At 61.0% G+C, this 19867-nt stretch carries 16 protein-coding genes and 1 pseudogene; 7 read left to right on the top strand and 10 right to left on the bottom strand.

Features of this window, described 5'->3' with window-relative positions; all coding sequences use genetic code 11:
- The 7 genes and pseudogenes from ABJN75_RS19675 to ABJN75_RS19645 form a co-directional block, all read left to right on the top strand.
- Positions 1-338, top strand: a pseudogene (locus ABJN75_RS19675) (MFS transporter); the annotation flags it as partial.
- Between the two features lie 19 nt (positions 339-357).
- Positions 358-4104: a nitrate reductase subunit alpha gene (locus ABJN75_RS19670; protein ID WP_348441293.1), complete on the top strand. Its 3747-nt coding sequence runs from the start codon at positions 358-360 to the stop codon at positions 4102-4104.
- Positions 4101-5624 carry a nitrate reductase subunit beta gene (gene narH / locus ABJN75_RS19665; protein WP_348441292.1) on the top strand — a complete coding sequence of 508 codons (1524 nt, stop codon included), beginning with the start codon at positions 4101-4103 and terminating at the stop codon, positions 5622-5624. The genes ABJN75_RS19670 and narH overlap by 4 nt, the downstream gene beginning before the upstream one ends.
- Positions 5621-6313, top strand: a complete 693-nt coding sequence (gene narJ, locus ABJN75_RS19660; protein ID WP_348441291.1) for a nitrate reductase molybdenum cofactor assembly chaperone — start codon at positions 5621-5623, stop codon at positions 6311-6313. Before narH ends, narJ begins: the two co-directional genes overlap by 4 nt.
- Positions 6314-6331: 18 nt before the next feature.
- Positions 6332-7033 (top strand): respiratory nitrate reductase subunit gamma, encoded by a 702-nt coding sequence (gene narI, locus ABJN75_RS19655; RefSeq protein ID WP_348441290.1) that lies wholly within the window; start codon positions 6332-6334, stop codon positions 7031-7033.
- A complete protein-coding gene (locus ABJN75_RS19650) occupies positions 7030-7827 on the top strand; it encodes a peptidylprolyl isomerase (RefSeq protein WP_348441289.1) in 798 nt (265 codons plus the stop codon). The genes narI and ABJN75_RS19650 overlap by 4 nt, the downstream gene beginning before the upstream one ends.
- Positions 7828-7931: 104 nt before the next feature.
- A complete protein-coding gene (locus tag ABJN75_RS19645) occupies positions 7932-8444 on the top strand; it encodes a DUF2478 domain-containing protein (RefSeq protein ID WP_348441287.1) in 513 nt (170 codons plus the stop codon).
- Positions 8445-8471: 27 nt separating this feature from the next.
- Here the strand turns inward: ABJN75_RS19645 and ABJN75_RS19640 are convergent, their stop codons facing one another.
- The 10 genes from ABJN75_RS19640 to ABJN75_RS19595 all read right to left on the bottom strand — a co-directional run bounded on the left by ABJN75_RS19640 (position 8472) and on the right by ABJN75_RS19595 (position 19683).
- Positions 8472-9419, bottom strand: coding sequence for a hexose kinase (locus ABJN75_RS19640; RefSeq protein WP_348441285.1), 948 nt, complete (start codon positions 9417-9419; stop codon positions 8472-8474).
- Between the two features lie 64 nt (positions 9420-9483).
- Positions 9484-11871, bottom strand: a complete 2388-nt coding sequence (ppsA, locus tag ABJN75_RS19635; protein ID WP_348441284.1) for a phosphoenolpyruvate synthase — start codon at positions 11869-11871, stop codon at positions 9484-9486.
- 173 nt (positions 11872-12044) lie between these two features.
- A complete protein-coding gene (locus ABJN75_RS19630; protein WP_348441283.1) occupies positions 12045-12968 on the bottom strand; it encodes an HAD hydrolase-like protein in 924 nt (307 codons plus the stop codon).
- Positions 12965-13783: a phosphonate ABC transporter, permease protein PhnE gene (gene phnE, locus ABJN75_RS19625; protein ID WP_348441282.1), complete on the bottom strand. Its 819-nt coding sequence runs from the start codon at positions 13781-13783 to the stop codon at positions 12965-12967. The genes ABJN75_RS19630 and phnE (ABJN75_RS19625) overlap by 4 nt, the downstream gene beginning before the upstream one ends.
- A complete protein-coding gene (gene phnE, locus ABJN75_RS19620; protein WP_348441281.1) occupies positions 13783-14598 on the bottom strand; it encodes a phosphonate ABC transporter, permease protein PhnE in 816 nt (271 codons plus the stop codon). The genes phnE (ABJN75_RS19625) and phnE (ABJN75_RS19620) overlap by 1 nt, the downstream gene beginning before the upstream one ends.
- Positions 14595-15398 carry a phosphonate ABC transporter ATP-binding protein gene (phnC, locus tag ABJN75_RS19615; RefSeq protein WP_348441280.1) on the bottom strand — a complete coding sequence of 268 codons (804 nt, stop codon included), beginning with the start codon at positions 15396-15398 and terminating at the stop codon, positions 14595-14597. Before phnC ends, phnE (ABJN75_RS19620) begins: the two co-directional genes overlap by 4 nt.
- A gap of 103 nt (positions 15399-15501) precedes the next feature.
- Positions 15502-16479, bottom strand: a complete 978-nt coding sequence (gene phnD, locus ABJN75_RS19610; protein WP_348441279.1) for a phosphate/phosphite/phosphonate ABC transporter substrate-binding protein — start codon at positions 16477-16479, stop codon at positions 15502-15504.
- A 266-nt stretch (positions 16480-16745) separates the two neighbouring features.
- Complete coding sequence (locus ABJN75_RS19605; RefSeq protein WP_348441296.1) at positions 16746-17504, bottom strand: ATP-binding cassette domain-containing protein; 759 nt, start codon at positions 17502-17504, stop codon at positions 16746-16748.
- A gap of 31 nt (positions 17505-17535) precedes the next feature.
- Positions 17536-18657, bottom strand: a complete 1122-nt coding sequence (locus tag ABJN75_RS19600) for an ABC transporter permease (RefSeq protein ID WP_348441278.1) — start codon at positions 18655-18657, stop codon at positions 17536-17538.
- Positions 18658-18735: 78 nt separating this feature from the next.
- Positions 18736-19683 carry a sugar ABC transporter substrate-binding protein gene (locus ABJN75_RS19595; protein ID WP_348441295.1) on the bottom strand — a complete coding sequence of 316 codons (948 nt, stop codon included), beginning with the start codon at positions 19681-19683 and terminating at the stop codon, positions 18736-18738.
- Positions 19684-19867 lie beyond the last annotated feature (184 nt).

Here is a 19867-nt window from a genome sequence, read left to right as displayed (position 1 = left end):
GCAACGCCTCCACCTTCCAGATGATCCCGGTGATCATGACGCGGGAAGTCCCGCGCCTGATGAAGGGGTTGTCGAAAGACGAACTGCTCAAGCAGGCCGGACGCGAAAGTGCGGCAATCATCGCCTTCACCTCGGCGATTGCCGCCTACGGCGCCTTCTTCATTCCTAAGGCCTATGGAACCTCGATTTCCATGACCGGCGGACCGGCTGCCGCATTGTGGGGTTTCCTCGTCTTCTACGTGATCTGTGCGGCGCTGACCTGGGCCTATTACACAAGGCGCGGAGGACTTCTGTACGAAGTTGAGCGCACCGTTGCCACCACTCCCGTGACAGCCTGACCTGAAAGGAAAAAACAAGATGAGCCATTTGCTCGACAGACTGAACTTCTTCGCCAGCAAGCGCGTCGATACATTCTCGGACGGTCATGGTGAAACCACTATGGAAAGTCGCGATTGGGAAGACGTCTACCGCAAGCGCTGGCAGCACGACAAAATCGTCCGCTCCACGCATGGGGTGAACTGCACCGGATCCTGCTCCTGGAAGATTTATGTCAAATCCGGTGTCGTCACCTGGGAAACCCAGCAGACGGACTATCCGCGCACCCGGCCGGACCTGCCCAATCACGAACCGCGCGGCTGTGCCCGCGGCGCCAGTTACAGCTGGTATCTGTACTCGGCCAACCGGGTGAAAACGCCGCTGGTGCGTGCACGGCTGATGAAGATGTGGCGCAAGCTGCGCGAGACCCAGTCGGCAATCCAGGCCTGGACGACGATCCAGTCGGATCCTGCCATGCGCGCCGACTATGTCGCCAAGCGCGGCAAGGGCGGCTTCGTCCGCGCTTCCTGGGACGAGGCGACGGAAATCACCGCTGCGGCCAATGCCTATACCGCCAAGAAATATGGCCCGGACCGGGTCTTCGGCTTCTCGCCGATCCCGGCCATGTCGATGGTGTCCTACGCTGCAGGAACGCGGTATCTGAGCCTGATCGGCGGCACCTGCATGTCGTTTTACGACTGGTATTGCGATCTGCCGCCGGCTTCGCCGCAGACCTGGGGCGAGCAGACCGACGTGCCGGAATCTGCTGACTGGTACAATGCGGGTTTCCTCATCCTGTGGGGCTCGAACGTGCCGCAGACGCGCACGCCCGACGCCCATTTCTACACCGAAGCACGTTATCGCGGCACCAAGTCCGCGGTGATCTGCCCGGATTATTCGGAAGCATCGAAATTCTCCGATATCTGGCTCAATGCCAAACAGGGCACCGACGCGGCGCTCGGCATGGCATTCGGCCACGTCATCCTCAGGGAGTTTCACCTCGACCGGCAGGCAGAATATTTCGAGGACTACTGCCGCAAATATTCCGACATGCCGATGCTGGTGCAACTCGACAAGCGCGGCGGCTCCTATATTCCCGGCCGGCAATTGCGCGCGTCGGATTTTGCCAGGAAACTGGGCGAAGCGAACAATCCGGAATGGAAGACCGTCGGCATCGATGAAGCCACCGGCGACATCGTGGTTCCCAATGGCTCGATCGGCTTCCGCTGGGGCGAGCATGGCAAATGGAACCTTGAGGAAAAGGCCGGCAGCGCGCCCGTCAAGCTGCGCATGAGCCAGATCCTCGATACCGATCATGACGCGGTCGTGGGCGTCGAGTTCCCGTATTTCGGCGGGGCTGCGACCAACGGCTTCGAGGTCTGCGATCACCCCGACGTGCTGACCCGCAACGTGCCGGCCAGAAAGATCAAGCTGGCCAATGGCAAGACCGCCATGGTCGCAACCGTGTTTGACCTGTTCTGCGCCAACTATAGCCTCGACCGGGGTCTGGGCGGCGCCAATGTGGCTACTTCCTACGATGAGGATGTGCCATTCACTCCGGCCTGGGCCGAGAAGATCACCGGCGTTCGCCGCGACAAGATCATCCAAGTGGCGCGCGAATTCGCCGACAATGCCGAGAAAACCAATGGCAAGTCGATGGTCATCATCGGTGCGGCAATGAACCATTGGTACCACATGGACATGAACTACCGCGCTGTCATCAACATGCTGGTGATGTGCGGTTGCATCGGCAAGTCCGGTGGCGGCTGGGCGCATTATGTGGGCCAGGAAAAGCTGCGGCCGCAAACCGGCTGGACACCGCTGGCGTTTGCGCTCGATTGGGCGCGCCCGCCACGGCACATGAACTCCACCTCGGCCTGGTATGCCCATACCAACCAATGGCGTTACGAAACCGTGACGGCGGAAGAAATCCTGTCACCAACAGCGCCAGAAGGCGACTGGAAGACGCTGAGCCTGATCGACTACAACATTCGAGCCGAGCGCATGGGATGGCTGCCATCGGCACCTCAGCTCAAGACCAATCCGCTCGAAGTTGGCCGTGCGATCAAGGCTACCGGCAAGGACGTGTCCTCTTATGTCGCCGAAAAGCTGAAATCGGGCGAACTGGAAATGTCGTGCGAGGATCCGGACGCTCCGGAAAACTGGCCGCGCAACCTGTTTGTCTGGCGCTCCAACCTGCTCGGATCGTCAGGCAAGGGACATGAGTATTTCCTCAAGCACCTGCTCGGCACCGATCATGGCGTCCAGGGCAAGGACCTTGGCGAGGAAGGCCGCCAGAAGCCGATCGAGGCCAAGTGGCATGATCAGGCGCCCGAAGGCAAACTCGACCTGCTTGTGACCATCGACTTCCGCATGTCGACGACCGCGGTCTATGCCGACATCGTTCTGCCGACGGCGAGCTGGTACGAAAAGGACGACATGAACACGTCCGACATGCACCCGTTCATCCATCCGCTGCAGGCGGCGGTCGACCCGGCCTACGAAAGCAAGACGGACTGGGAAATCTTCAAGGCAATCGCCGGGAAGTTCTCGGAAGTCTCGCCTGAAATTCTCGGTGTCGAAACCGATGTGGTGCAACTGGCGCTGCATCACGACACGCCGTCGGAACTGGCGCAGCCCGAGGTTCTCGACTGGAAGCTCGGCGAGTGCGATCTCATTCCGGGCAAGACAGCGCCGGGCTATATCGCTGTGGAACGCGACTATCCCAATGTCTACAAGCGTTTCACCTCGCTTGGACCGCTTATGGACAAGGTCGGTAACGGCGGCAAGGGCATTACCTGGGACACCAAGACCGAGGTGCACCATCTCCAGGCGCTCAATGGCGTGGTCACGGAGGAGGGGGTCAGCAAGGGGCTCGCCAGGATCGACACCGCCATCGACGCCTGCGAAGTCATCCTGATGCTGGCGCCTGAAACCAATGGCGAAGTTGCGGTCAAGGCCTGGGATGCACTGGGCAAGCACACCGGGATCGATCACCGGCATCTGGCCGAAGCCAAGGAAGACGAAAAGATCCGCTTCCGCGACATCGCTGCACAGCCACGCAAGATCATCTCGTCGCCGACCTGGTCGGGGATCGAAAGCGAGGAGGTCTGCTACAATGCAGGCTACACCAATGTGCACGAGCTGATCCCCTGGCGCACGGTGACAGGCCGCCAGCAACTCTATCAGGACCACAAGTGGATGCAGGCGTTCGGCGAGTTCTTCGTCACCTGGCGTCCGCCGGTGGACACCAAGACGGTCGGTGCGGATATCAATATTTCCGAACGCGACGGCCAGCCGCATGTGGTGCTCAACTTCATCACGCCGCACCAGAAATGGGGCATTCACTCGACCTATTCGGACAACCTGATGATGCTGACGCTCAACCGCGGCGGCCCGGTGGTGTGGATTTCCGAGATCGATGCCCGCAAGGCCGGGCTGGTCGATAATGACTGGGTCGAAGTCTACAACTCGAACGGTGTCCTGACCGCGCGTGCGGTGGTCAGCCAGCGCATCAAGGAAGGCACGCTGTTCATGTATCACGCGCAGGAAAAGATCGTGAACACGCCGGGATCGCAGATCACCGGCAAGCGCGGCGGCATCCACAATTCGGTGACCCGCACCACGCTCAAGCCGACCCACATGATCGGCGGCTACGCACAGCTCTCCTACGGCTTCAACTACTACGGAACCGTGGGATCCAATCGCGATGAGTTCGTCATCGTTCGCAAAATGACAAAGGTCGACTGGCTGGATCGCCCGGCCGCCCAAGTGGAGGCAGCAGAATGAAAGTCCGCGCGCAAATCGGCATGGTGCTCAATCTCGATAAATGTATCGGGTGCCACACCTGCTCTGTCACCTGCAAGAATGTCTGGACCAGCCGCGAAGGCGTCGAGTACGCCTGGTTCAACAATGTCGAGACCAAGCCCGGCATCGGCTATCCGAAGGACTGGGAAAACCAGAAGCGCTGGAACGGCGGCTGGACCCGGACCAAATCCGGCAAGCTGCAGCCCAAGCAGGGCGGCAAATGGCGGATCCTGGCCAATATCTTCGCCAATCCGGATCTGCCGGAAATCGACGACTTCTACGAGCCGTTCGATTTCGACCACGACCATCTCAAATCGGCGCCGGAGATGGAGGCATTTCCGACCGCCAGGCCGCGTTCGAAGATCTCCGGCGAGCGCATGGAAAAGATCGAATGGGGTCCGAACTGGGAAGAAATTCTCGGTGGCGAGTTTTCCAAGCGCAGCCAGGACTACAATTTCGAGGGCATCGAGAAGGAAATCTACGGCGAGTACGAAAACACCTTCATGATGTATCTGCCACGGCTGTGCGAGCATTGCCTCAACCCCGCCTGCGTTGCCTCGTGTCCTTCAGGCGCGATCTACAAGCGCGAGGACGACGGCGTCGTGCTGATCGACCAGGAAAAATGCCGCGGCTGGCGCATGTGCGTGTCGGGCTGCCCCTACAAGAAGATCTATTACAACTGGGAAAGCGGAAAATCCGAAAAGTGCACGCTGTGTTACCCGCGTCTGGAATCTGGTCAGCCGACAGTGTGTTCGGAAACCTGCGTCGGCCGTATCCGCTATCTCGGCGTCATGCTTTATGATGCCGACAAGATCGCGGAAGCTGCTGCGACCGAAGACGAGATGGATCTTTATGACGCCCAGCTTGGGGTCTTCCTTGATCCCAATGATCCCGAGGTGATTGCCGCCGCGCGCAAGGAGGGCGTTCCCGAAGACTGGATCAAGGGTGCTCAGAATTCGCCGATCTGGAAAATGGCGATGGAATGGAAGATCGCCTTTCCGCTGCATCCCGAATACCGCACCCTGCCGATGGTTTGGTACGTGCCGCCGCTCTCGCCGATCCAGAATGCGGCGGAAGCCGGCGCCATCGGCACCATCGACAACATGCCGGATGTTCGCTCGCTGAGGATCCCGGTGCGCTATCTCGCCAACATGCTGACGGCCGGCGACGAGCCGCCGGTGGTTGCAGCGCTCGAGCGGATGATGGCGATGCGCGCCTACATGCGCTCGAAGACAGTGGATGGCGTGGTCAATCTCGGCGTTGCCAATCGCGTCGGGCTCACGCCGCTCCAGATCGACGAAATGTACCAGTTGATGGCGATTGCCAATTACGAGGACCGTTTCGTCATCCCGACAACACACCGCGAAATGGTCGAGGATGCCTACGACCTGAAGACCGGTTGCGGCTTCACTGACGGAAACGGCTGCTCGACGGGCATATCCGACGGCAAGCTTTTCGGCGGCGGCAAGAGCTTCCGCTCACCTACGGAGTTCCTCTCATGATCCGGACATTCAAAGCCTTGTCGGCCTTGCTGACGTATCCTTCCACCGAACTGCAGGAGGCCATCCCGGCGATCCGGGATGTGCTTGCGGATGAAGCCATTGTTTCAGTCGCGGCGCTTGAATCCATCGAGCCGTTGCTGCTTGAATTTGAACAGGGTGACATTTTCGACCTGCAGGAGCGTTACGTGCTGTTGTTCGATCGCTCGCGCACGCTGTCGCTCAACCTGTTCGAGCATATTCACGGCGAGGGCCGCGACCGGGGCGGGGCGATGGTCGATCTGCTCGAGACCTACCGCGCCAAGGGCTTCGAGCTCGTGGCCACCGAACTGCCCGACCATCTGCCGGTGCTGCTCGAGTTCATTTCGACGCTCCCGCTAGGTGAGGCGCGGGCGCTGCTCGTTGACGCCGGCCATATCATCGCGGCACTGGCCGAACGGCTGACCCGTCGCGAGACGCCCTATGCAGCGGTGCTCGTCGCGCTATCGGAGATCGCACAGGCCTCGATAGAGACCGAAGAAGCCCAGGCGCTGATCGCCGAGAAGGACGATGATCCTGAAGATCTCGACGCGCTCGACGCGGTCTATGAGGAGGCGATGGTCACCTTCGGACCGGATCCGAACGCCGGCTGCCCGATCAGTCGCGATATTCTTGCCCGTATGGACGCCCCGTTGCGTCCTGCCAACGCCTGACGCGAGAGGACGCTCGTCATGACCTATTTTATTTTTGGAGTTCTTCCGTACATCGCGCTGACCGTGCTTGTCATTGGTTCGATCGCGCGGTATGAGCGCGACCCCTTTACGTGGAAATCCTCGTCAAGCCAGTTGTTGCGCCGCAAACAGCTGGTGTGGGGCTCGATCCTGTTCCATGTTGGAATTTTGATCGTTTTCTTCGGCCATCTGGTCGGCATGCTTACGCCGGTGGAACTTTTCCATGTGCTGGGTATCAGCTATGCCTTCAAGCAGTTGCTGGCGATCGTCGTCGGCGGCATTGCCGGGGCTATGGCGATTGTCGGCGGTGCAATGCTGTTGCACCGGCGGCTGTTTGACGAGCGCGTGCGGGCGCACTCGACATTTGCAGACACCGGCATTCTGGTGCTTCTTTTCGCGCAAATCATCATAGGTATGGGCACCATCCTTGTCTCGATTCAGCATCTGGATGGTGGCGAAATGGTCAAGTTCATGGATTGGGCGCGGGCGATTTTCACGATGCGCAAGGATGCATGGTACATCGTGGCCGATGTGCACTGGATCTACAAGCTGCATATCCTGCTCGGGCTCATGATCTTCATCCTGTTCCCGTTCACCCGTCTGGTGCACATGCTCTCGGTGCCGGTGCGCTATGTCCTGCGTCCGGGCTACCAGATCGTCCGCACCCGCAAGCACAAGGCAAATCTGGGGCAAAGGCCATGAAACAGACCTTCACCAATATCTCCGTCAATGGCGAACCGATCTCGCCGGAACTGATTGCCACGGAAGCGCAGAACCATCCGGCGCCGAAGGGCAAACCGGGCATGGCCTGGATGGCGGCGGCGCGGGCGCTGGCGGTTCGTACAATGATCCTGCAGGAGGCGCAGCGGCGCGGGATCGTGGCCGCGCCAATGGAGCTTGCGCCGGGTCTTTGGGAAACCGAGGATGAAGCCGTGATCCGCCAGATTCTCGACGAGGCGGTAGAGGCCGAGCCACCGACACAGCAGGAAGTCCGTGCGGCCTATGAGTCCAATCCGGAACGCCACCGCGCACCGGCACTCTATGAAGCGGCGCATATCCTGTTCGCCGCCCGGCCTGACGATGTCGTGGCGCGCAAGGTGGCGAAAGACCAGGCCAACGCCGTGCTCGCCAAGATCAAGCTCGAACCAAAAGCATTCGACGCGCTGGCGCGGGACCATTCCGCCTGTTCCTCACGCGCCAATGGCGGCAGGCTGGGGCAGATTTCGGCAGGCGACACCGTGGCCGAATTCGAGGCGGCGCTGGATATGCTCGCCCAGGGCGAAATTGCGCCTGAACCGGTGGAAAGCCGCTACGGCTTTCACATCATCCGGCTCGACGCCAGGGCTGATGGCGAGATCCTGCCGTTCGAGGCGGTGGAGACGGCGTTGCGCTCGGCCTTGGAAAAGGCCGCCTGGGTTCGCGCCAGCCGCGCCTTTGTCGACAAGCTGGCCGAACAGGCCGAGGTGACCGGCATCACGCTCAAGAAGGCGGCGTGATGTCAAACGGCATGTCCCTTCGCGGCGTTCACCCGTCGCGCGGGGACTTTGATTTCCACCGGGGACGGGCATAATCCCCTCCCGGACATGAAGGAGCAATCACCATGGCGTTGGCCTTTGTCAAAACCACCGAGCGCGGCTTGACCGACCGGCTGCTGTGGGAGTTCGCGGATCACCTGCAGGCGGACGGGTTCAACCTTGCCGGTGTGGTGCAAACCAATGCCGACCGGCCCGGCTCGCATCATTGCGACATGGATGTGCGGGTGCTGCCGGGCGGTCCGGTGATCCGCATCAACCAGGTGCTGGGCGAGGAATCGCGCGGGTGCCGGCTCAATCCGGCGGCGCTCGAGGAAGCGGTGGCGCTGGTCGAGACGGCACTTGATCCGGCACCGGACCTTCTGATCATCAACAAGTTCGGCAAGCACGAAACCGAGGGCAGGGGCTTCCGGCCGCTGATCGGCGAGGCGCTGGCGCGCGACATCCCGGTCCTGCTCGGGGTCAATGGCCTCAACAGCCAGGCTTTCGAGGAATTCGCCGGCGGCTACGCCGAGGAACTCGCCGCCGACGCCAATGGTCTTGCAGGCTGGTTTGACCGACTACGCCAACAGGCAGCCTGAGCGGATCAGAAGCGCCATACCTGAACCTTAGATATCGTCGGTCACCACCTTTTCCAAAATCTCATCCGCCGTTGCCTTTGAGCACAGCTCCGTCGCAGGCGTCAGCACAGCCGATCCGGCGGCGGCGACGCCCTGACGGACGGCATCGCGAAAGCTGCCTCCGGTGGAGAGCATCATGGCTATGGCCGCCACCATGCTGTCGCCGGCGCCGATGGCGCTCAAGGTGTCGAGCTTGGGCGGCTGGCAGAAGAACCGCTCGTCGGCGGATACACCGGCGGTTCCTCTGGCGCCCATCGACATCACCAGATGGTCGGCAACGCCATTTAGGATCAGCTGTTGGCCGTAATCGGCCAGTTCCGCCGGGTTTGCGAAGCTTTGGCCGGAAACCTCGGTGGCTTCCGCGCCATCCATGCGGAGCAGTGCGAAGGGCGGACCGGAATTCGTTGCCGCGGCTTCAAGTGCCGGGCCGGAAGTGTCGAGGATCAGTTGCGCGCCGTGCTTCACCGCCAGCCGGTTGATGGTCGAGGCGATGTCTGCCGGAACACCGGGCGGCAGGCTGCCGGACATGACGATGAGGCTGTGTGCGGTCAGATGCGGCCCGATCAGCGCCAGCAAGGCGTCAGTCTGCCCGGGCGGCCAGGCAGGGCTGGGCAGCTGGAAGCGGTACTGCTTGCCGCTGGTTTTTTCAATCACCGCGAAGGATTGCCGGGTGTTGCCGGACACCGCAAAGGCCACGACATCGGTGCCTTCGGCGACCAGCATCGACTGCAAGGTGCTGCCGGTGTCGCCGCCCAGCGCCATAAAGGCTCTTGACCGTCCGCCCAGCCGCAGGATGGCGCGGCTGACATTGACGCCGCCGCCGCCGGGATCATAGCGCGGCGCTTCGCAGCGCAGTTTCGGGCCGGCAACGACGTGGTCAACCGAAGTTGCCACGTCGAGGGCGGGATTGAGTGTGACGGTCAGGATTTCAGACATGGGCAGACCATCTCACAAGGAGCAGGGCGGTTTCAATCCGGTAGGCTCCGGATTTTTGCGGGTGCTACCCGGCTTTTTCCGCCTCCGCCACGTTTTGCTTGACCGCGACGAAACTGTCGGGCGTCACGGAGATGGTGTCGATGCCCGCCTTGACCAGCAGCTTAGCAAAGCCAGGATCGTTGGAGGGTGCCTGGCCGCAAAGCCCGACCTTGGCGCCGGCTTCGTGGGCGCGCGCGATCAGCGTCTCGATCATCCAGATCACCGCCGGATCGGCCTCGCTGAACAGGTCGGCCAGTTCGCCCGAATCGCGGTCGACGCCCAGGGTCAGCTGGGTCAGATCGTTGGAGCCGATGGAGAAGCCGTCGAAGCGCGTGGCAAATTCCGCGGCACGGATGACATTGGACGGAATTTCGCCCATGACATAGACCTGCAAGCCGTTCTCGCCACGGGCCAGGCCATTGTCGGCCATCACCGCCAACACCTTGTCGGCCTCGTCAGGCGAACGGCAGAACGGGATCATGACCACGACATTGTCAAAGCCCATCTCCTCGCGCAGCATCTTGATCGCCTTGCATTCGAGCGCGAAGCCCTCGCGGTAGTTGTCGGAGTAGTAGCGTGACGCGCCGCGAAAGCCGATCATCGGGTTTTCTTCGCTGGGCTCGAAGGCACGACCGCCGAGCAGTTCGGCATATTCATTGGTCTTGAAATCGCTCATCCGCACGATCACCGGCTTGGGGTAGGCGACGGCGGCGATGCGCGACAGGCCGCGCGCCAGGGTCTCGACGAAATAGTCGCCCTTGTTGGTGTAGCGCCGGGTCAGCTCAGCGATTTCGGCCTTGGCGTCCTCATCCTTCAGCGTGTCGAAATTGACCAGCGCCATGGGATGCACCCGCACGGCGGAATTGACCACGAATTCCATCCGCGCCAGACCAACGCCGTCGGCGGGCAGACGCCACCAGCGGAATGCGGCTGACGGATCGGCAAGATTGAGCATGACACGGGTCTTGGTCTTGGGCACATTGTCGAGATGGACATCCTTGACTTCGTACTCGGCGATGCCCTCATAGACCGCACCTTCCTCACCGCCGGCGCAGGAGATCGTCACTTCCTGCTCGTCGTGCAGGATATCGGTGGCGTTGCCGGTGCCGACGATGGCCGGCAGACCAAGCTCGCGGCTGACAATGGCCGCGTGTGAGGTGCGTCCGCCATGGTCGGTGACAATCGCCGTGGCCCGCTTCATGATCGGCACCCAGTCGGGGTCGGTGGTGGACGTCACCAGGATCGAACCGTCGACGAATTTGTCGATGTCCCTGGCGTTCTCGATCAGGCAGACCCGCCCGGCGCGGACGGCGGCGCCAACGCTCAAGCCGGTCAGCAGGGTCTTGCCGGTCTTCTTGATTGTGTAGGTCTTGAGCGCGGTGACATCGATACGCGACTGCACGGTTTCGGGCCGCGCCTGAACAATATAGAGCTTGCCGGTCTCGCCATCCTTGGCCCATTCCATGTCCATGGCCTGGCCGTAGTGCTTTTCGATGGTGGCGGCCTGGCGGGCGAGATTGAGGATTTCCTCGTCGCTCAACACATAGGATCCGCGTTCGGCCTTCGAGGTCGGAACATTCCTGGTCTCGCCACCTTCGGCGCCGGCGTAGATCATCTTGATCTCCTTGGCGCCACAGGTCTTCTCGACAATCGGCTTGAGGCCGGGTTTGTCGAGCAGCGGCTTGAACACCTCGTATTCGTCCGGCGTGACAGCGCCTTGAACGACGTTTTCGCCCAGTCCCCAGGCAGCATTGATCAGCACCACCTTGTCAAAGCCGGATTCGGTGTCGATGGAGAACATCACGCCTGAGCCGCCGATGTCGGAACGCACCATCAATTGCACGCCGATCGACAGCGCCACCTGGTTGTGGTCGAACCCCTGGATCTTGCGGTATGTGATCGCCCGGTCGGTAAACAGCGAAGCGTAGCAACGGCGGCAGGTGGCGAGCAGTGCGGCTTCGCCCCGGACATTGAGGAAGGTTTCCTGCTGACCGGCGAAGCTGGCGTCAGGCAGGTCTTCTGCAGTGGCGCTGGAGCGGACCGCGACCGAAAGCTCGGTGTTGCCGGTGCGCTCGGAGAGCACGCGGTAGGCAGACAGGATAGCTTCGCGGATATCGTCGGGCCAGTCGCCCGCGACGATCGCTGCGCGGACAGCCTTGCCGGTTTCGGCCAGCGTGCGCTTGCCGCTTTCGAGCTTCTCCATCGCCTCGGCGATCACATCATTGAGATTGTTGGCCTTGATGAAGGCGCGGAAAGCGTCCGAGGTGGTGGCGAAACCGGGCGGCACATCAATGCCTTTTTGCCCCAATTGCTGTACCATTTCGCCCAGCGACGAGTTCTTGCCGCCGACCAGAGCGACATCGCCGCGCGACAGATCTTCAAACCAGATGACGTTCTTGGTGGCTGCGGACATGATGCGCTCCCGAAAGGCTGTGTGAGACAAGTCGAAATGAAGTCTCACTGTAAAGCTTGGAGCATCGCTCGCCTTGATGTGCGTCAACATGGCATGCAAACAAACGGCGGGTGCAGCCTGAACCGGGGAGCGAAGGGGGCCGGCCTGACCGTCAGGTTTGGCTTTGTAAGCCCTTAAGGCCGTTCGAGGATGAAATCCGGGACAATTTGCGAGCGTGCGATGGCATCCGCCGGGTCCTCTCCATCGAAGAAGCCGTAGCCCTGGATCAGGGCTGTGCGGAAACCGGCTGCCGCACCGCCGAGAATGTCGGTGTGCAGCGTGTCGCCGACCATCACCACGCGCTCGTCAGGCGTGCCGGGCCGGATACGCTCACGCGCCAGATCGAAGATTGCCGGGAACGGTTTGCCGTAAAACACCGGTTCGATGCCGGTGGCGGTTGCCAGGCGATGGGCATAATGGCCGGGTTCGCGCGACAATCCGGCCTCGACCGGCGCAACCAGATCCGGATTGCCAACCAGGACGTCGCGGGGGTTGTCCTTGAGCGCCTGTTCGAGCAAGGCATGCCGGGATTCGCTCCAGGCTGATGCACCGAACATCAAAAAACCTTCGGCCTCGGCATAGGCGGCGGGATCATCCTCGAGGAAAATCGCGCCTTCGGGAAGTTCCTCGCGGCCGAAGCTGGGAGCTGCGACCATTCCCCATTTGCGGTGCGCATGGTCATCGAGGCCCTTGAGCAATGCCATCCGGCTCGACACAACGTGCTGCGTATCAAAGCTGTAGCCCAACCGTTTGTAGCGGGCATGAAGCACCAAGGAGGGGTATCCCGCCGCATTGGTGACAACCAGCACCTGCTTGCCGCGCTGGCGCAGACCATTGACGCGGTCAACCACGCCCGGGATCGCCGTTTCGCCGATATTGAGCACCCCGAACGCATCAAGCAGGAAGACGTCGAAATGATCGGCGATGGCATCGAGATCGGTGGCACGGGTGAATTGCGCCGGCCCGCGTCCGGCAGGCAGCCGATGCCGCACGGATTGGTATTCCGTGAAGGCAACAGCGGTGTCGGCGCCTTTGAGGATTGCAGAACCGGTGCTCAAATGATCGCTCCACGTACTTTTGCCGAAACCCATTCGCCAACGATCACGGCAGCCAAGATGACGATCAGGATCAGGGCCACCTGCGGCCAGGCCAGTGTGTTGAGCGAGGATTGAAGCTGCAGCCCGATACCGCCCGCGCCGACGAGGCCCAGAACGGTGGATTCGCGGATGTTGATGTCCCAGCGGAAGACGCTGATGCCGGCGAAGGCGGGCATGATCTGCGGCACGATGCCGTAAGCCATCACTTGCCAGCGGCTGGCGCCGGTGGCGGTGATCGCCTCGACCTGTTTCTCGTCGATCTCCTCGATCGCCTCATAGAGCAGCTTGGCGCAGAAACCGATCGAGCGGAAGGCAATCGCCATCAGTCCGGCAAAGACACCGGGGCCGATGATGGCAACCAGCAGGAGGGCCCAGATCAGCGAGTTGATCGAGCGGGTGGCGACGATAATGAACAGCGCCACCGGCCGGATGAACAGGGCGCTCGGAGTGGTGTTGCGCGCCGCCAGAAACGCCACCGGCACAGCCATGAACAGGGCCAGCACCGTGCCAAGCGTCGCCATATTGAGCGTATCCCACAGCGGACCCCACAATTTGTCCATGTAGGACCAGCGTGGCGGCATGGCTCGGGAGCCGATATCGGCGGCGATGCGGGGCGCATCCCAGACGAAGAACCAGGTGGTGGCCTCGGAAATCCGCTGCCAGCACCACATGAAGATGGCAACGGCGGCGAGATAGCCGGCCCAACGGGTGAGTGTCTGGTTGCGATTGCGCAATTGCCAGATCTTGGCGCCTTTTGCGTCAGTTGATACCGGCATTACTGTACCTTTGCCCTGATGATGCCGGAGAGATATTCCAGCCCCATGACGGTGACGATGATGATCAGCAGGATTGCCGCCGCTGTGTCGAATTCATAGCGGTCGAAAGCGGTGTTGAGCGTGGCGCCGATGCCACCGGCGCCGACCAGGCCAAGCACGGCGGATTCGCGGAAATTGATGTCGAGGCGGTACATCGACAGCCCGATCAGCCGCGGCATCACCTGCGGCTGGACGCCGTAGTTGATCCATTGCAGCCAGGACGACCCGGTGGCGCGGATGGCTTCCGCCTGCACCTTGCTCATTTCCTCTATGTCTTCGGCCAGCAGCTTCGAAATGAAGCCGATAGTGGCGAAAGACAGGGTGAGGAATCCGGCCAGCGGACCAAAGCCGAAGATCGCCACCAGCAGGATGGCGACAATGATCTCGTTGAGTGCGCGTGACAGGGCGACGATGCCCCGGCAAACCAGATAGACCGGCAGCGGCGCGATGTTGCGCGCAGCACCCAGGCCGATGGGAATGGAAATCGCAATGCCCACCACCGTCGAGGTGATGGTGATGATGATGCTCTCGATGATGCCGTCCCAGATGTCGCCGCCGCGGGAGACGAAATCGGGATTGAAGAAGGCTGTCACGAAAGCCCAGCCGCGGCTCAGGCCTTCGGCGACGCGCGACCAGTTGACGTCGATCGAACTGACGGCCAGCACGACATAGACCAGGGCACCGATGGCAAGGCCCCAGCGCAGAAGCGGATTGGTGATCAGATGCGGCTTTTGCCAGCTGTGGCCAAGCCGGTCGTCAAGCGTGGCCGTGGTCATAGCGCCGGCTCCACCGTATCGGTGTCTTCCTCGTCGTCGACATCGCGGATGGTGGCGTGCCAGTCTTCTTCGCCATAGATCGTGGTCAGCACCTCGTCACTCATCTCGGTCGGCTTGCCGTCAAAGGCCAGTTCACCGGCTTTCAGGCCGACGATGCGTTCAACGAACATCTGTGCCAGAGCGACATCGTGGATGTTGATGACGGCGGCGAGATCGCGTTCAGCGCACAATTCGCAGATCAGGCGCATGATCTGGCGCGAGGTCTTGGGGTCGAGCGAGGCGGTGGGTTCATCCACCAGCAGCAGCCGCGGGTTCTGGATCAGTGCGCGGGCGATGCCGACGCGCTGCCGTTGGCCGCCGGAGAGTTCGTCGGCGCGCTTGTCGGCCATGGTCAGCAACCCGACGCGGTCGAGCAGTCGGAAGGCTTCATCGACATCCGATTGTGGATATTTGCGCAGGAACGAGCGCCAGAAGCCGACATAGCCGAGCCGTCCCGAAAGCACGTTCTCCATCACGGTGAGCCGCTCGACCAGTGCATATTCCTGAAAAATCATGCCCATCTGGCGGCGCATCTTGCGCAACCCGCTGGAGCTGAGCGCAGTCACGTCGGTGCCGTCGAGGATCACCGAACCCGACGTCGGCTCGACCAGACGATTGATGCAACGGATCAGCGTTGATTTGCCTGCACCGGACGGTCCGATCAGCGCCAGAACCTGACCCTTGGGAATGGACAGGGTGACCTCCTGAAGCGCCTTGTCGCCGGTGCGATAGGTCTTGGTCAGATTATTGAGTTGCAGCATGAGGTTCCGTGATCGGCAAGGGAAGCGCAGCGGTCAGATGTTGCGCAATCGCATGAAAAAGGGCTCCGCCACCCCCGTAAGGACATGGCGGAGCCTGAACGGATCAACCGCAGGTGTATTCTACACCATTGGCGGTATCGATCTTGCGAACGACCTCCCAGAAATCCTTGTAGGTCATTTCGAGGAACTGGCCTTCGCCGGATTTTTCGAATTCGCTCTTCAACGAAGAGCCTTCCCATTCGAAGGTGAAGAAGGCTTGCTTGATCTTCTCCTGAAGCTCCGGCGTCAGGTTGTGCGCCACGCCATAACCGGTGGTCGGAAAGGTCTGCGACTTGTAGATCGACTTGATCTGCTCCGCCTTGATCACATCACGTTCGATCATCCGACCCATTACAGAGTTGGCGATGGCGGCGGCCGGGTAATCCTTGTTGGCGACGCCAAGAATCGAATTGTCATGCTTGCCGGAGAAGGCAGGCTCGAAATCGGTGCCAGCCACCATGCCGTAGTCCGCCTTCAGCAGCGCCGACGGTGCCTTGAAACCGGAATTCGAGGTTTCCGCGGTGAAGGCCAGAACCTTGCCCTTGATATCCTCGACCTTCTCGATGCCGGAACCCGGGTAGGTGATGATCTCCATCTCGTAACCGAAGCTGCCATCTTCCGAGGCCATGATCGTGAAGGGCCGGAAACCGGCGCAATTGACGGCGAGAGGATTGGAGCCGGTGTTGAAGCCGGCAATGTGCAGGCGGCCCGAGCGCATGGCTTCGATCTGGGCAGCGTTGGACTGCACCGGGAAAAACACCGATTTCTTTCCGGTGACCTTGTTGAGGTGGGTCAGGAAATCGTCCCAGGCTTCCTTGTAGACAGCAGGATCTTCAACCGGTGTATAGGCGAAAATCAGCGTGTCCGGATCGGTCAGCTTGGCCGGATCTGTCGGAATGTCGGCGATCAGATCACCGTCGACATCGCAATACAGCGCGTCCAGCGTGCCGCGTTCGCAATCCTGCGCGGACGCGGAAAGCGGTGCCGAAATGGTGAAGGCGACACCGGCGATGGTGCTCAGCAGAATGGATTTCAGGGTCATGGACTTCCTCCGGTTTCACTTCAAGTTTTATTTTGTTTCGTTCCCACGCAGACTATTCTGTGTGAAGCCTCAAATGGCAAGGCCCCATGACACCTGTGTGACACATACATGCAGGCGAGATTCGGTGGAAAATCAGTCTCAGCGCGCAGCGCGCCTCGAAGACGCAGCCAAATGGCTGGGTATTCAAAAATGGGCCCTGATCGACAAGAAAAAGGCGCGCCCTGAAGACGTGCCTCTGAATCCGTGGGCTCTTGGAAGGCAAAAAATCAAACAGTGCCGCCGAGCGAGCCTTCGAGCGCCACCATTTCCTGTCCTCCGGCCATCAGGTCCTGCAATTCATCGGGGGTGATCTGACCGCGCTGGGCGGTGCCGAGCGTTTGGCCGCGGTTGAGCACGGTGAAACGGTCGCCGACGGCCATGGCGTGGCGGACATTGTGGGTGATGAACACCACGGCGATGCCTTGCTTGCGCACCTTGTCGATTGTTGCCAGCACATTGGCGGTCTGGCGCACGCCAAGCGCCGAGGTCGGTTCGTCAAGGATCAGAACCTTGGCGCCGAAATGCACCGCCCGGGCAATCGCCACGGTCTGGCGTTCGCCGCCCGACAGGGTACCGACGGCTTGGTTGGGACCGCGCAGAGAAATGCCCATCTTGTCCATCTCTTCCATGGTCACGCGGTTGGCGTGGTCGTGGTCAAACAGCTTGATCGGACCGAAACTCTTTTCGGGTTCATTGCCCATGAAGAAGTTGCGGCTCACCGACATCAGCGGGATCATGGCCAGATCCTGATAGACGGTGGCGATGCCGGCCGAGATCGCGTCGCGCGGATCGTCGAAATGCATCGGCTTGCCTTCAAACAGGATCTCGCCGCTGGTCGGCTTGTGTACGCCCGACATTGTCTTGATGAAGGTGGACTTGCCCGCGCCGTTGTCGCCGAGCAGGCAATGGCATTCGCCGGGATATATTTCCAGCGACACGCCGGCGAGTGCGATGACCGAGCCGAAGTGCTTCTCGATGTTCTTCATCTCGATAAGCGGGGCATGTTCGATTTGCATCTTATCTCTCCCCTGTGATCATGCGCCGGATGTAGGTGTTGAGCACCACGGCGAACAGCAGGATGACGCCGAGGAAGACGCGGAACAGCGAACTCTCGACATTGGCGAAGAACAGGCCCTGCTGCACCACGCCGAAGATCAGCGCACCCAGTGCGGCGCCGATGACCGAGCCGTAGCCGCCGGTGAGCAGCGCGCCGCCGATCACCACTGCGATGATGGCCTCGAATTCCTTGAGCAGGCCACGGTCGGCACCGGCAGAGCCGAATTCCATCACCTGGCAGGTGGCGAAGACGGTGGCGCAGAACGCGGTGAACATGAACATCAGGATCTTGACCCGGTTGACCGGCACGCCGACATAACGCGCGGCCTGGGCATCGCCGCCCGCGGCGAAGATCCAGTTGCCGAATTTTGTGCGGGTCAGCAGGAAGTGGCCGAACGCCACCAGCACCAGCGCCCAGACGATCAGCATCGGAATGCCGTCGACCACCGGCTCACCGGCGCGATTTCCCCGCTCGAACACCGCGATGATGCCGGCATCGCCGAGCCAGGCGAACAGGCCCTTGAGGATCTTGCCGCCGAACAGGGCTGCCAGCCAGTCGCCTTCGGCAGCCTTGTCGATGCCGCCGATGATGGTTTTGCGCTCGATCAGTTGCGGCAGGTAGATGGTGAACCCGCGCAGGATGAACAGAAACGCCAGCGTGACAATAAAGCTCGGCAGTCCGGTGCGCACCACAATGATGCCGTTGAGCGCGCCGATGGCTATGCACAGCGCGAAAGTAATGAGGATCGCCTGCCACACCGGCCAGCCAAGGGTGATGGAAAAGATCGCGATCATCATGCCGGCAAAGCCGATCATCGAGCCGACGGAGAGATCGAATTCGCCGGCGATCATCAGCAGACAGGCGCCGACGGCGATGATCATGAACTGGGCCGAGACGACTGACCAGTTGAGCACGCCCTGGGAACTGAACATTCCACTGTCACCGGCGAAAAGCGCGAAGAGCGTAAACACGATCACGGTTCCGCAAATGCCGCCGAGTTCGGGACGAATCAGCGCCTTGCGCAGGGCCGATGTTTGCTTGACGCGTTCGTCGTTTGCAGGTGCTGCAGCCGTATCGGACATGAGACCTCACAGAATGGTGTCATTGGGAAAGACAAGAGAGGCAGCGGCGCAGTTGCGCGCCACTGCCCGGGAGGAAACCTAGCGGTATTCGCCCGCGTATTTCTCCACCAGCTCAAGGCCGTCGGCGGTGACGAAGCCGGGGCCGGAGTTGATGTTGTTGCCCGGCAACACGCCGTAACGGTGGTAGTTGGTCATCACCACCACCGGCAGATAGGCCTGCAGGAACGGTTGCTGGTCGATGCCCCAGTTGATGGTGCCGGCCTTGATGCCTTCAACGATGTTGGCGCCCAGATCGAAGGTGCCGAAATAGATGTCGCCGGCCATGCCGTTTTCATCCAGTGCCAGCAATGTCGGATCGGCGCTGGTGGGGCCGAGTGTCAGCACCGCGTCGGTGTCCGGATTGGAGTTGAGATAGGCCAGCACGCGGTTCTTGATTTCCGCCGGATCCTGTCCGGAATCGATCATCTGGTTGCCGAGATCGACACCCAGGCCGTCGGCGAATCCCTGGCATCGTTCGGTTGAGGCTGGCGACGAAATGTAATGGTTGACACACAGGAACGAGCCGATGCCATCGCCCTTGGCGCGCAGTCCGGCGGCGTATCCGGCGTCATATTCGGGCTGGCCGACATACATCAGCGCGCCCAGTTCACGTGCCTGTTCAGGCGTTCCGGAATTGATGATGATGACGTCGATGCCGCTGTCAACTGCCGCCTTGATCGGACCCGACAGCACATCATAATCGGCCAGCGTGGTGATGATGCCATCGGGGCCGGAGGCCGCAGCCTGATCGATGATGCGGGCCATGTCGGCCAGATCGCCGGTCGGCGGATTGCGATACTCAACCTCGACATTCATCTGCTTGCCGGCCAGCGCGATGCCGTTCTTGATGGTATTCCACCAGCTGTCGCTGTCAGGCGCATGGCTGACGAGAACGTAACGTTCGCCATCGGCGGACGCAGTGGTGGCGCTCAAAACCGGCGCTGCGAATACCGCAACGGCCAATGCGAGCTTCTTGCTCAGTGACATCATGATCTCCTCCCAGAGTTTATGTCGAGTCCACGGAAAGGCCGGCCTCCCGCCGTCTCTCTCGATCCTGAGAAAACCACAAATCATTGAATTTTGCAACCGGTTGCAAAACGATTTCGATATTCTTGCTTTCATCCGGTTTTGTGGGCAGTAATGAAATTGATTGATAGCCGATGGACAGGAG

The organism is Hoeflea sp. (assembly GCF_039975035.1).
Taxonomy (GTDB): Bacteria; Pseudomonadota; Alphaproteobacteria; order Rhizobiales; family Rhizobiaceae; genus Hoeflea.
This window is presented reverse-complemented; position numbering and strand designations above follow the sequence as displayed.